The sequence below is a fragment of the Corynebacterium sp. LaCa_205 genome, from assembly GCF_057458085.1.
Window position 1 is genome coordinate 1,631,356 of record NZ_CP190931.1, and the last position, 13,188, is coordinate 1,644,543.

13 protein-coding genes are annotated in these 13,188 nt (G+C 57.4%); 5 read left to right on the forward strand and 8 right to left on the reverse strand.

Annotated features, from left to right (window positions below; genetic code table 11):
- Window positions 1-98 precede the first annotated feature (98 nt).
- From ACP8J1_RS07900 to ACP8J1_RS07910, 3 genes are read left to right on the forward strand one after another with little or no spacing between them, the layout of a single operon-like run.
- Window positions 99-653, forward strand: a complete 555-nt coding sequence (locus ACP8J1_RS07900) for a GNAT family N-acetyltransferase (RefSeq protein WP_023021191.1) — start codon at window positions 99-101, stop codon at window positions 651-653.
- A gap of 50 nt (window positions 654-703) precedes the next feature.
- Window positions 704-1,783 carry a polyprenyl synthetase family protein gene (locus ACP8J1_RS07905; protein WP_486697370.1) on the forward strand — a complete coding sequence of 360 codons (1,080 nt, stop codon included), beginning with the start codon at window positions 704-706 and terminating at the stop codon, window positions 1,781-1,783.
- Between the two features lie 9 nt (window positions 1,784-1,792).
- The gene (locus ACP8J1_RS07910) at window positions 1,793-3,283 is read left to right on the forward strand and encodes an alpha-(1->6)-mannopyranosyltransferase A (RefSeq protein ID WP_486696536.1); all 1,491 of its coding nucleotides are present in this window, start codon (window positions 1,793-1,795) and stop codon (window positions 3,281-3,283) included.
- Here the strand turns inward: ACP8J1_RS07910 and ACP8J1_RS07915 are convergent.
- Window positions 3,252-3,656: an Rv2175c family DNA-binding protein gene (locus tag ACP8J1_RS07915; RefSeq protein ID WP_023021188.1), complete on the reverse strand. Its 405-nt coding sequence runs from the start codon at window positions 3,654-3,656 to the stop codon at window positions 3,252-3,254. The two genes, ACP8J1_RS07910 and ACP8J1_RS07915, sit on opposite strands and share 32 nt — an antisense overlap.
- Window positions 3,657-3,666: 10 nt before the next feature.
- Here ACP8J1_RS07915 and ACP8J1_RS07920 point away from each other — a divergent pair, with 10 nt between their 5' ends.
- Window positions 3,667-5,001 (forward strand): protein kinase domain-containing protein, encoded by a 1,335-nt coding sequence (locus tag ACP8J1_RS07920; protein ID WP_023021187.1) that lies wholly within the window; start codon window positions 3,667-3,669, stop codon window positions 4,999-5,001.
- Here ACP8J1_RS07920 and ACP8J1_RS07925 read toward each other — a convergent pair.
- The gene (locus ACP8J1_RS07925) at window positions 4,998-6,386 is read right to left on the reverse strand and encodes a class II 3-deoxy-7-phosphoheptulonate synthase (RefSeq protein ID WP_023021186.1); all 1,389 of its coding nucleotides are present in this window, start codon (window positions 6,384-6,386) and stop codon (window positions 4,998-5,000) included. The two genes, ACP8J1_RS07920 and ACP8J1_RS07925, sit on opposite strands and share 4 nt — an antisense overlap.
- Window positions 6,387-6,430: 44 nt before the next feature.
- Window positions 6,431-6,940 (reverse strand): polyadenylate-specific 3'-exoribonuclease AS, encoded by a 510-nt coding sequence (locus ACP8J1_RS07930; protein ID WP_023021185.1) that lies wholly within the window; start codon window positions 6,938-6,940, stop codon window positions 6,431-6,433.
- A 74-nt stretch (window positions 6,941-7,014) separates the two neighbouring features.
- On the opposite strand from ACP8J1_RS07930, the gene ACP8J1_RS07935 reads away from it, so the two are divergent.
- The gene (locus ACP8J1_RS07935) at window positions 7,015-8,196 is read left to right on the forward strand and encodes a glycosyltransferase 87 family protein (protein WP_023021184.1); all 1,182 of its coding nucleotides are present in this window, start codon (window positions 7,015-7,017) and stop codon (window positions 8,194-8,196) included.
- Here the strand turns inward: ACP8J1_RS07935 and ACP8J1_RS07940 are convergent.
- The 5 genes from ACP8J1_RS07940 to ACP8J1_RS07960 form a co-directional block, all read right to left on the reverse strand.
- A complete protein-coding gene (locus ACP8J1_RS07940; RefSeq protein WP_023021183.1) occupies window positions 8,102-9,193 on the reverse strand; it encodes a hypothetical protein in 1,092 nt (363 codons plus the stop codon). The genes ACP8J1_RS07935 and ACP8J1_RS07940 overlap by 95 nt on opposite strands.
- 65 nt (window positions 9,194-9,258) lie before the next feature.
- Complete coding sequence (locus ACP8J1_RS07945; protein ID WP_023021182.1) at window positions 9,259-9,999, reverse strand: lysophospholipid acyltransferase family protein; 741 nt, start codon at window positions 9,997-9,999, stop codon at window positions 9,259-9,261.
- A 23-nt stretch (window positions 10,000-10,022) separates the two neighbouring features.
- Window positions 10,023-10,955, reverse strand: a complete 933-nt coding sequence (locus ACP8J1_RS07950) for an ROK family protein (RefSeq protein ID WP_023021181.1) — start codon at window positions 10,953-10,955, stop codon at window positions 10,023-10,025.
- A 38-nt stretch (window positions 10,956-10,993) separates the two neighbouring features.
- Complete coding sequence (locus tag ACP8J1_RS07955) at window positions 10,994-12,097, reverse strand: glycosyltransferase family 4 protein (protein ID WP_023021180.1); 1,104 nt, start codon at window positions 12,095-12,097, stop codon at window positions 10,994-10,996.
- Window positions 12,098-13,141 carry a C40 family peptidase gene (locus ACP8J1_RS07960; RefSeq protein WP_302518080.1) on the reverse strand — a complete coding sequence of 348 codons (1,044 nt, stop codon included), beginning with the start codon at window positions 13,139-13,141 and terminating at the stop codon, window positions 12,098-12,100.
- Window positions 13,142-13,188: the final 47 nt, after the last annotated feature.

A 13,188-nucleotide genomic window follows, 5' to 3' on the forward strand; every position in this document is an offset into this window, starting at 1 on the left:
CTATAAGGCCGATTGTTCGACTTTTTAACACCGCGTCCGAAAGACAGAGTTCGCCCCACTGTCCGCCTCTGGGCCAGACTTCTGGTGTCATAGATACTGTGAGCTTTGAAATTCGCCGCCTAACCCCGCCGGAGTTTTCCTTACTGGCCCCTCAATTGGTTGAAATCCATATCGAGGCAATGAACTACAACCCCGCCATCGTGCACAGCCGCATCTCCAGCTGGCGACGTGACTTGACGCGCCCTGGATTCAGCGCGCAGATAGCCACCCAGGACGACGGCATCGTTGGGGTGTCCTATGGGTTTCTAGGTTCTCCGGATAGCTGGTGGGACGCTGAGCTTCGTCGCGGGCTACGTTTGCAAGGCGGTCCCACTGAAGAGCAGTGGGACATCGTACGCAACTACTACGAATTGGCGGAGATCCACGTATTGCCGCAATACCAGGGACACGGCCTGGGTAAAAAGCTCTTAGAGGGATTGTTATGGAATGCCCCGGCGCGTTATGCCCTATTGTCCACGCCTGAAGTACCAAACGAGGACAACGGTGCCTTCCGCCTCTATAGGTCCGCCGGTTTTTTCGATGTCCTCCGCAATCACCTCTACCCCGCCGATGCCCGCCCTTTTGCCATCTTGGGCGCTAGGCTGCCGCTGTAAACCTCTGTTATTTCTTAAGTGCTCTAGGCGGTATCGTGTGGGATGTGACTATGCAAAATATTCCTGAGCTGGCGGACATTCCCGGTGCGGTACGCGAAGAACTCGCTGCCTTTCTTGATCAACGCCGAGAGCAGGTGGCCGCAACTGGTGCCCCTGTAACTAAGGCCGTGAGCTTTTTGGAATCCTTCGTGCTTGACGGCGGCAAGCGGGTGCGCCCCACCTATGCCTGGGCAGGATACCTCGCTGCTGGTCGCGGAGAAGAAGACCCGGAGGCCATGCTCCGTGCGGCCGCTTCCCTGGAATTTATCCAGGCATGTGCGCTCATCCATGATGACATTATCGATGCTTCAAATACCCGGCGCGGCAATCCTACGGTGCACCGAGGCGTCGAAAAGCTGCACCGCGAGTCGGGATACTTGGGGGACCCAGAATTTTTTGGCACGTCCGTAGCAATCTTGGTCGGCGATCTAGCGCTGGTGTATGCGGAGGACATGTTCCAGGACTCCGGTCTTAGTGCGGCAGCTTTACACCGAGCTCGCAGCCCGTGGCGCGGCATGCGAACTGAAGTCATTGGCGGACAACTTTTAGATATCTCTTTGGAGGCGGCCGGTTCCGAATCCGTAGAGCTTGCCAATTCCGTCAACCGCTATAAAACGGCCGCCTATACCATTGAACGCCCATTGCACTTGGGCGCCTCGATTGCCGGTGCTAGCGAAGAACTTATCGCAGCCTTCCGCGGCTACGGGCAAGATATCGGCATTGCCTACCAGTTGCGCGACGATCAATTGGGTGTCTTTGGCGATCCCGCCGTAACCGGCAAACCTGCCGGTGATGATCTGCGCGAAGGAAAACGCACCGAGCTTTTGGCGCTAGCGCTTCGTCGCGCGGATGAATCCGACCCGCAGGCTGCGGCCACCCTACGCAAGCTCATCGGTCACACCTCAGATCCCCAGGAGCTATCGCGCTTAGCGCAGATTATCGCTGATTCGGGCGCACCGGAAGAGATTGAGCGCCGCATCGCATCACTGACGCAATCCGGTTTGCAGCACCTGCGCGCCGCACGAGTAGATCCCGCGGTAACCGAAACCCTAGAGCAGTTGGCAATCAAGGCCACGGCTCGCCACAAGTAGGTTTTTGCCGTGTCAAAGACGTACTCCTTTCCCATTCCGCGCGCGCTACCACTGGGATTATCGGCATCCTGTATTTTGCTGTTTGCCTCATTCTCCGGCGGCGCTACCCGGAACCGCGGCGGGCTCCTTGAGGCGCTAAATATTGGCTTCTTGTCTTATGGTCACGGGCGCAATCTCGGTCTTGCGCTGTACTGGGTGGGCATTTTCCTCTTAGCTGCGGCTTGGGTACTCGCTGGGCGCACCATTATTCGCCCGCAGCTTACTAACCCTCGCCCCAAGGGCGGCTTACGCGATATCCAGCGCATCCTCTTTGCCTGGGTCACTCCCCTTGTATTTGCCGGTCCCCTGGCTTCGCGCGATGTGTATTCCTATCTCATGCAGGGCGCAATGGTCCGCGACGGCTTCGATCCTTATGCCGAAGGTGCTGCTGTCAATCCAGGCCCCTTCCTTCTTGAGGTTTCCCAGGACTGGCGCAATACCACCACGCCCTATGGCCCCCTTCATTTATGGATAGGTGAATTGGTCACCGGCTTGGTGGGTGACAACGTCACCGCAGGTGTCGCCGCGTATAAGGTTCTTTCCCTATTAGGTTTTATCACCATCGCTTGGTCTATCCCCCGCATCGCTTCGAAACTCGGCGCTGATCCGGCGGTAGCTTTGTGGCTCGGCGTGGCAAACCCAGTCATTATCTTGCACCTCATCGGCGGCATGCACAATGAATCTCTCATGGTGGGTCTCGTATCTATCGGGCTGCTAGCAGCTTTGAACAGGCATTTCCACGCCGCCCTCCTCCTCGTAGGCACGGCAGTGGCGATGAAGGCCACTGCCGTCATTGCGGCACCTTTCATTGTATGGATGATGCTTCACTACTACGCGCCCAAAGGCTCTAGCAAGTGGCGGTCGCTATTCGTCTTTGTGCTTTCTGGCCTAACTGCGCTGGTAGAAATCATCGCTGCGGTAGCCCTCATCACATGGATTTCGGGAACGTCTTGGGGCTGGTTGTCTCAGGTAAGCGGCAATTCCAAGGTGATCAACCCGCTTGCGGGGCCAACCCTAGCCACTGATGTAATCTTCCCCGCCGTGCAAATCTTTATGCCGGATGCTTCCTATAACGCCATCCTGGCTGTCTTGCGCAGCATCGCAATGGTCTGCATGCTCATCGGACTGGTGGCGGTGTGGTGGCTATGCCGCAAGGACGACCGTGACGCTGTCATGGGCACCGCAGCCGCCTACCAGGTCGCCTTTGTCTTCAATGCCGTGACCTTGCCGTGGTATTACGCCTCCATCTTTACCCTGATGGGCACGTTCCGGCCGCCATTATGGCTTATTAAATTCGCCTCCGGCGTGGCCCTGTTTATCGGCGTCTCCTTCTCCGGCGATGGCAATCACCAGCTCTACAACTGGTTCTGGGTCATCGGGATGATCGTGGTGGCATGGTTTGCCATTCAGTGGATATTTGAAGGCGTGCCTAAAAAGCGGCAGCCTGAGCACGCCGGATAACCTCGCGGGCGAGGTGACCATGCAAGGCATCGATGGGGCGGCCCGGCAGTGAATCATCCTCAGTAAAGAGGTGCTTGAAGATTTCGGTGTCCTTATAGCCGCCGTCGGTCAATACGGTAATCGCCGCGGTCACATGCTTGGCAATGACACCTTTATCATTGAAGAAGGCCAGCGGCACCCGCTTTCCTTCTGGGGAATCCCAGGCGATGAACTTTCGGTCCTGCAGCAGGTCATAGGCGCGCGTAATGGGCAAGTCTAGCTTTTCTGCTACTTGCTGCATGCTGAGCAGTTCTTCGTTAGCGAGCAAGGTATCTAGGGATTTTTCTGCATTAGTCACGTTCTCTACTTTAACGCGGGCTAGAGGATCAGCCATACTGGGAAGCATGACTAGGTTGGAAATTGGTGACGTGCTGGAAAACCGTTACCGCATCGATCGCCCCATTGCCCGCGGTGGCATGTCTACCGTCTATCGTTGCGTGGACATGCGGCTTGGGCGAGCGGTAGCGGCCAAGGTCATGGACGAGCGCTATTCCGATGACCCAGTCTTTATCAAGCGCTTTTCGCGCGAGGCCCGCGCCATGGCTCGTTTGCAGCATCCCAACCTCGTGGCTATTCACGATTTTTCGGCCGATGGTGAGCCCATCTACCTCATCATGGAACTCATCGATGGCGGTACGCTGCGCGAGCTTCTGGCCGAAGGCGGCCCCTTCCCAGTGCAGGCGGCCACCTCTACCCTGCGCAATGTTCTCCGCGGCCTAGAGGAGGTGCATTCCACCGGGCTCATCCACCGCGACATCAAACCCGATAATGTGCTTATTACCTCCCACCACCGAGTAAAGGTGGGCGATTTTGGGCTGGTGCGCGCCACCAATGCCGAAGCCACGACAAACATGATTGTGGGCACCGTGTCCTACCTTGCGCCAGAGCAAGTAACAGGTGAGGAAATTACCCCAGCCTCGGATGTATATTCAGCCGGTATCGTCCTCTTCGAGCTGCTTACCGGCACCGTTCCCTTCTCTGGCGATACTCCCATGGCGCATGCCACGGCCCGCTTAAATTCCGACGTCCCCGCGCCGTCGTCGCGTATCTCTGGTGTGCCCAAGCTTGTCGACGCCCTCGTGGCCACCGCCACCGCCCGTGATCCCCGTGAGCGCTTCTCCGACGCCGGCGAGTTTCTCGAGGCACTCGATGACGTCTGCCGAGAGCTCGATCTCCCAGACGTGACCATCCCCGTGCCAAGGAACGCTGCGGCAGCGCGCACGGCACAGGCTCCTACGGATTTTTCTGGCACAGGAGCCACCGAGATCTTTGAGCCCACTCGCAGCATCTCGCAGGACGAAACGGAGCATCTTGACGGTGGCCCGACAGAAGTCATCCCGCCGCAGCGCCTTAGTTTTGAAACAAAACTGGATATGCCTCAGGCGGAGGCCGCTCCAGGGCCGCAGCCACAACCGCAGCCATATTCCACGGCCGAGTCCCCCCTCGAACCGTTTGCCCCGGCAGCTGCATCTGCGCCACCACCGGTGCCGGCGTCTGTCCCTGAGCAACCGGTCCACAGCGCACAAGAAGAACCCGCCGAGCGTCCGCTGACCAACCGCAATCCGCTTTCACTAGTTCTTTTCCTACTAGTGGTAGCGATTGCTGTTGGCGCGGTGGCGATCGGCGGGTGGTGGTTCGGTTCTTCGCTTTATGGCATGACGCCGAACCTGTGGATTTAGTTACGCAGCATCTCCGCAATGAGGAAGGACAGCTCTAGCGATTGCTGTGTATTCAAGCGCGGATCTACGGCAGACTCATAGCGGCCCGGCAGGTCCACGTCGGTGATGTCCTCGGCACCGCCCAGGCATTCAGTGACGTCCTCACCGGTGAACTCGAGGTGCACTCCACCCGGATGGGTGCCCAGTTCACGGTGGACCTCAAAGAATCCTTGAACCTCGTCCACAATCTTGTCAAAGTGGCGAGTCTTATAACCGTTGGATGCGGTGAAGGTATTGCCGTGCATCGGATCGGACTGCCAAACCACCTTGTGGCCTGAGTCTTCCACTGCCTTCACGATGGCAGGTAGAACGCTGCGGACCTTATCGTGGCCCATGCGCGAAATCATGGTCAGGCGACCAGGTTCGCGGTTCGGGTCGAGCCTTTCTGCGTACTCCACGGCCTGCTCTGGGGTTACCCCTGGCCCCAGCTTGATGCCCACTGGGTTGCCAATCATCGCCGCAAAATTCACGTGGAAATCCTCGATACCTCGAGTGCGCTCACCAATCCATACTTGGTGCGCAGAAAGATCGTAGAGCTTGGTATCGCCGTTATTATCCAAGCCCAAGCGCAGCATGGAGCGCTCGTAGTCCTTCAGCAATGCTTCGTGCGAGCAGTAGATATCGGCAGAGCGCAAGGTGTCATCGTGCACGCCGCAGGCATTCATAAAGTTCAGTCCGTTTTCGATCTCACGGGCTAGGTCCTGGTAGCGGGCACCAGCGCGAGATTTACGCACGAACTCACGGTTCCACTCATGCAGGCGGTAGAGATCCGCAGTTCCAGACGAGGTTAGCGAACGTACCAGGTTCATTGCCGCCGAAGAGTTTGCGTAGGCGCGGATCATGCGGGCGGGGTCGTGACGGCGCGCCTCCTCGCTTGGCTCCACGCCATTGACAATGTCACCGCGGTAGTTCAACAGACCGTTAGAATCCGTATCAGAGGAACGCGGCTTGGCGTACTGGCCGGCGATGCGGCCCAGTTTCACCACGGGAACCGAGGCACCATAGGTCAACACCACGGCCATCTGCAGCAGCGTTTTCACATTGCCGCGGATATGCGGCTCGGTATTTGACTCAAACGTTTCTGCACAGTCGCCGCCTTGCAGCAAAAAAGCCTTGCCTAGGGCAACGTCTGCCAGCTTCTTCTTGAGCGCTTCAATCTCGGGCGCAACCACGATAGGAGGCACGGATTCGAGAATTTTGCGCACGTTATTGGCCTGGGAGGGATCCCAGCTTGGCTGCTGCTTTGCATCACGCTTGATGACGTCTTGGAAGACTTCCTCGATGCCCTCAGGCAATGGTGGAAGGTCCGGGAGAACGCCTTGCGGAATATCTACTGTCCAACTCACACTGCTATTTAACCATTAAGGACCTATAGCGCGTTAGTTAAATTCTAGATATTGATTCTATTGCCCTTAGAGAGCGGAAGCACCTGGGCGCAGACACGGAACTTGGCAAGGTTATGGCGGGCGTCGACAAGCGCATCATGATTGCCCTTTGGCACGGCGGGCAAGCTTGGTCGTCCTGCAAACTCCCAGTACTGCTTGAGCTCGCGGGTATAGCGCGGCATCCGCCTAGGCAGCCCGGCCATATCTCCCCACAACTGCGCCAATACCACGTGATCGTAGGCTCCCACCCACGCCCACAGCTCTATCGGAGTGGAACTTTGGGTCAGGAATTCAAAGACCTCCGTGCGGATGGTCTCCAAAGGTTTCCACACTGGATCCCGGGGGCTGGGCAACTTGGCTAATACATTGTCTTTTACCCAAGAATTGGCCTTTGCCGGATCAAAATCCGTAGACACAGCGTAGTACTCGCTGCCATTCTCACCGACGATGCCGATGGAGACCAATTCAATGGTCTGTCCATCTTCGATAAATTCGGTGTCATAGAAGTAGCGCACGTCTCCCAAGCCTAGCGTCGCCTTATCCGGGGCGGTAAATTGGCCCCTTAAAGAGACAGTTGTACACTTCTGGCGTGAAGAAGTCTGTGTGGTTTACTGCATTTCCCTTGTGCCTATCTGCCCTCGTGGCCCTTTGGTGGCTGATTGATATTCCGGAGCTTTTCTCCGGCCATTTCTCCACCTACTACCACATTGACCTCGACGTTTACCGCGAAGGCGGTGCCGGCTTTGGCAGCGATTTATATGCCAAAGATTACCTAGTCGGCAGCAATCGCGATGTCTCTCTCCCCTTTACCTACCCGCCGTTTGCGGCGCTGCTTTTTGTCCCATTGAGCTGGATTCCCCTCACCGCCGCAAGCATCCTCATATCTATCGCTTCCTTTGCTGCGCTTTGGGGCTGCGTAGCCCTCGTTCTGCGTGCTTTGCGCTGCCCTGGCTGGGCAGGTTGGGCGCTTTTGGCCGCAATGCTTACTGAGCCGATCACGGAGACCTTTAGCTTCGGGCAGGTCAATATCTTGCTGACCGCACTAGTGGTGGTGGATATCCTCTGGCTTAGCCCCAGCCGTGGCCGCGGCGTGCTGACCGGTATTGCAATGGCTATCAAGCTCACCCCCGCAGTATTCCTCGCCGTGTTCTTTGTCCGCAGGGAATGGCGCGCATTTTTCAGCGCGCTAGGCGCCTTCCTAGCCGCGGGTCTCCTTGCCTTTGCTTGCAATCCGCATAGTTCCATCCAGTACTGGAGCGATACGTTGCGCGATTCCAACCGCATTGGCGGCCTTGCCTATAGCTCCAACCAATCTCTGCGCGGATTCTTCAGCCGCCTAGCCCCAGAACACGCCGAAAAGCTATGGCTCGTAGCTGTTCTCCTCGTCATTGCCCTCGTCTGGTTTACCATGGAGCGTCTCTCACAGGAGAACCAAGCGGTGCTCATGCTTCTGGCCGCATCAGTTTCGCTGCTGTGCTCGCCGGTGTCGTGGTCGCACCACTTTACCTGGCTCGTTTTGGCGGGAGTGCTTCTGGTGGCCCGTCGCCACTGGGGGCTTGCCGCACTAACGTGGCTGGCGCTTCTGGCTCGCGGGCACTGGCTCGTGCCTCATGCCAATGACCAAGAGCTAAGCTGGGCCTGGTGGCAGCACATCGTGGGCAATGATTACGCCATCGTTACTGCCCTGCTGGTTCTTTGTTCGCTACCATTGGCTCTACGACGGGCCGGCGCTTATCAATCCGCGGTGGAACCAGCGTCCACCCAAGGATAGGTACCTTGCCCAGCGCCCAAAGTGCCACCGAGGCCGCTGCCGAGTAGAAAAAGCAGGCGCCAATCCAGAACCAGGTATTTTCCATGGGCCACGCGCCGGCCAGGCTCACCGCGTAGTCACGGTGGGCCATGAAGAACCCGAATCCCACCGTCATGCCGATGGGGTGGGCCAAGTAAATGGGCAACGTGTGCCGGCCGACAAATTTTACGAAGGTGGAAAGCGCCGGAATATGGCTGATGATGACCGCACCGACGATGCCCGCTGGGGTTTCGAGCGTTTGCTCTGCAAAGCGAATCAAGAGATCTAAATCGCCCCGGCCGAGGACGTCCCCACCTGGCAATGGCCACTGCACAGCTACGTCACCTTCGATAGCATTCCAGGTTTGGCGGAGGGACAGTCCCGTGATGTAGCTAATGATGGCCGCACAATATACCCATAGCGATCCTGTGTGGAAGTTGCCCTTGAAGGGTGCTTCGGCGGCGTCGGCAAACCGCGTAATTGGTCCACGCAAATAGGCCGCCCCCACGAAAATGGGCAAGAACATAATTGCCTTGCCGATGAAAAAATAGTGGTCCTGCCAGGCTATAAAAAGCAGCGGTGCAAAACTTAGTCCTATGCCCGCCCACGCTGGCAGCTTGCGCACGGCCCACAAAAATATATTGAACAAAATGAGCGAGTGAATAAACCAAGCCATCGTGTGCCCCAAAAGCAGGTTATACAGTAGCTCAGTAACCTGGAGATAGGGATCACCGAAAACCCAGTGATATTCGATGCGCTTGGTCCATAGTTCAACGGTCATCCACACCGTATAGGGAACGAGGAAAAACCACAGGCGTCGAGTAAATAGCTCGCTAAAAGAATAGCGAAAAATCTTGGTAGAGAAATAGCCGGATACGAGAAAGAACAAGGGTAGGCGGAGCGGGTCCAGCCATACGTTTAGGGCAGCCAACCACGTTAGCTCACCTTCTGGAACTACCAGCGTGACGTGCAGCAGCACGACGCCGATAATGGATACGCCTTTAGCGGTATCTGGCCAGGCTAAGCGGGCCTTGGGAATAGTGATTACCTCCCCTTGTATTCTGCGCCGGCGGGGTAACCATGGCCAGCTTTGAGTGAAGCCTTCACATCGGAGGCGTACACATCAACATAAGGCTTATCGCTCATCTCGGCCAAATTGCGCATCACAAAATCAGTAAAGGCACGGATCGTCTCATGCTCTTTTGGATTCATACCGCGCTCTTTGGCCCACTCATGCGGCCAGATGGCGTCGCCCACCCGCACGCCGACCTTGAAGGGGCGAGGAATCCACGAGCCAATGGGATTAGCTTTGCGCGTGTTGATCATCGCAATGGGGAAAACCGGTTGGTTAGTCTCCATCGCAATGCGCGCCATGCCGGTGCGGCCCTTATAAACGCGACCATCCGGAGAACGGGTGCCTTCCGGGTAAATACCGAAAAGGTCCCCGCGGGACAAGATGCTTTCTGCGGTTTGCACAATGGCATCGCCAGCGTCTTCACTATCGCGCTCGATGGGGACTTGGCCTACCGAAGTAAAAAACCACTTCTGCAAGCTACCGACGAACCCAGGGGTGGTGAAATATTCCGACTTAGCTGGAAAGGTAATCTGGCGAGGGCATACCAAAGGAAAGAAGAAAGAATCCATCACAGCTTGGTGATTCGAGACCAAAATCGCGGGCCCTTCCGCTGGGATGTTTTCAATTCCCTCGGTCCACGGGCGATTCCATACGCGCAGGACAGGTCCGAAGAATATGTACTTAAAAGCCCAGTACCACTTGTTTTTCATCGCCAGGTCGTCCTTTGTTCGTTCTAACGGCCGCTACGGGCCAAATCGGCTACGCCAATCATACCCGCTGCAGACCCCAATTCCGCGGTGGCAACACGTGCGAGGGGGCGATGCCCTGCCCCGACAATATCTTGCCCCATGGCTTTGGTGGCCCCTTCGAGGTACAAGTCCGCGTCTTGAGATACGCCGCCGCCAAGCACTATGAGCTCTGGATCGAGGACATCGGCCACAATGGACAGGCCTTGACCTAGCCACCGGCTGAAGTCTTCCATCACCGCTACAGCAAGCGGGTCTCCCCTACGCGCTGCCTGGGTAATTTCTTTACCTGTAGGCTCCGCCGGCAACGAAGTCTCATAATGTTCACGCAGATCGGCGCAGGTATCCGGCAAGGCAGTCCCGGAGGCATAACGCTCCAAACAGCCACGCTTGCCACACGAGCACTGCCGCCCATTAGGAGACACCACGATATGCCCAAACTCTGGTGCGGTGCCGAACGCACCGCGGTAAATGGTGTCATGCGTCATCAGCGTGGCGCCGATTCCGGTTCCCACTGCAAAAAAGACCCAATCTTCCGCGCCACGACCAGCACCAAAGCGCCATTCTCCCCACGCAGCAGAATTTGCATCATGCTCCAAGCGCACGTGCATGTCTAGCTTGCGCGAAAGCGACTCCTGCACGTGGGCTTTCCGCCATGGAAGATGCGGGGCAAAGCGCACTACTTCGCACGAAGGATCCAGAAATCCCGCCAATGCGAGGCCAACCGCATCCACTGTATATTCAGCGCGCAGTTCCTCGACGATACCCACTATGTCCGCTTCCAGTTGCTCGACGTCCATAGAAGTGGGAACGGTACGGCTCGCGAGAATTTCCCCTTCCCGAGTGATCACTCCACCGCGCACGTTGGTGCCACCGACGTCAAAGCCGATAGTGAGATCGGCGGAGTTGTTCTTAAGCATGCATAACAGAATATACCGACAACCTGGTTAGGGTCACATCAGGACATCAGCCGACGCAATCGCTGGCCCATAATCCGCCAGGTCCAATGAGCTTCTACATGGCGACGCCCCGCTTGCCCCATGCTGAGCCTACGCTGCGGATCAGCCAAAAGAGCCTTTACTGCCTCTGCCAGTTCCTGCACCGATGAGCCATTGACGACGACTCCGGTATCCTCCGTCATTGTCTCCGGTGCTCCGCCGGAGTTTCCGGCAATAACCGGCAGGCCGCACGCTTGGGCCTCCAAGTAGACAATGCCTAGGCCCTCAACATCCAGACCGCCGCCGCGAGTGCGCGCCGGCATGGCAAAGATATCCGCCGCGTGCAAGGCAGTCTCAATGCTCTCTGCTTCTTGAATCACTGCATCCGGGCAGTAGATATCCGCCAGTTCCTCTAAGGCCCGGCGATAGCGCCCGCGCCCGATAAGAAGTAGCTGCGTATCGGGGAATTCTCCACGTACTAAGGGCATGGCGCGTAGGAGCTGATCCTGGCCTTTGCGGGGTACGAACCGCGATATGCACACGATAGTCGGCCCGCTGACACCGAACTCAGCCTTTGCAGCTGCACGTTGCTCCGGTGTGGCCGGGAAAAGTCCTTCTACACTCACGCCGGAAGGCAAATGCTCCCACCGCGGATTCGGCCCAAATGCTCGGCGCAACCGACGCAGGGTGTATTCAGAGATATAAGTAATGACGTCGGCGTGATCACCAATGCGGCGCAGGCACTGCCTGGCGACGGGCAGCATCGACCACCCCACCTCGTGTCCGTGGGTTGTAGCAACCACACGGGTGGCTCCTGCCTCTTTAGCGGCCTTGCCCATCAAGGCAAGGGGCGCAGCTGCACCGAACCACACGATGTCAATGCCCTCGGCGCGGATAATCTCCTGCATGCGGCGCACCGTGGCCGGCGTCGGCAGCATCACTCGGCGAGGCCAACGGATAACCTTGTAGTCCACCGCGGCATCGAATTCCGCCGGCGACTCCTGAGTCGAGGCAAATACCACGACGCCGCGCGGATCTAAGGTTGCTAAAAAATCCCGGAGGTAAGACTGAATCCCGCCGATCTTGGGCGGGAAATCATTGGTTACCAGCAGAACGCGGGCCACTTAGTACCGCGCCGTTCCGGTAATCGGCATGGACTTCAACGGCACCACCTGAACAGGCACGCCATAGGTAGAGGCATGGACCACCTGCCCATTACCGATGTACATACCCACGTGAGTGACACCAGGGTAATAACCCACAATATCGCCCGGCTGCAGGTCCTCTAGCGGTACCGAGGTGCCGCCAGCAATCTGAGCCTGCGACGTACGTGGAATCCACTTGCCAATCTGCTGATACGCCCAGAACATCAGCCCAGAGCAATCAAATTGATCTGGGCCTGCAGCGCCCCAGCCATAAGGTGCACCCAGCTTCGACAGAGCAGCGGAAGCGGCACCATCAGCAACCTCGCCCAAATCCATATCAGGCTTATCGGTACCGCCGAACTGCCCTTCCCAGGCCTGACGCTGTTGCTCATCGAGGGCGTCTACCTGCTTCTCGATGTCCTCTTGCTGCTTTTCCAGCTCCTCCTTTTCCTTGAGGAGCTTCTCGCGCTGCTCTTCTAGCGCCTTCTTTTCCTCGCGTACCTTAGTAGCGGCTTCAGCAGCCTTGTGCCTTTCTCCCTCCGCCGTTGAAGCGGCGCTCGCCTTTGCATCAAGGGTGCGCTGCGCCTGCCGAGAAAGCGCGCCGAGGTAACCCATGCGCTCAACTGCATCGGAAGGATTTTCTGCAGCCAGCGCTCCCGATACAGCGGAGCGAGAATCACCGCGGTAGCGCGACTGAGCGAGGTCATCGACGCGGCTCTGCTGCGCGGTAACGTCCCCCTTCGCCTCATCCGCCCGAGTTTGTGCCTCAGCGGCTGCGGTTTCGGAATCAGAGACTTCCGCCTGCTTCTCCTCGAGCTTGATTTCTAGCTCTTTTACTTCTTCATTCTTGGCGGAAACCTTGCGCGCAACCTCGCCAACGCGTTCCACCAACGCGTCCATATCTTCCGTGGCGTTTTGCTGTTGCGGCGCCGCTTCCTGCGCAACTACCTGCGAAATCCCAGAAACCGACGACACAGCAAGAGCTGCCACGATTGCAGCTACGGGAAGTACTCGTTTAGACACGTAAGGACCCTTAGACTAAGAGGAATTTAAAAATCGCATCAATTATA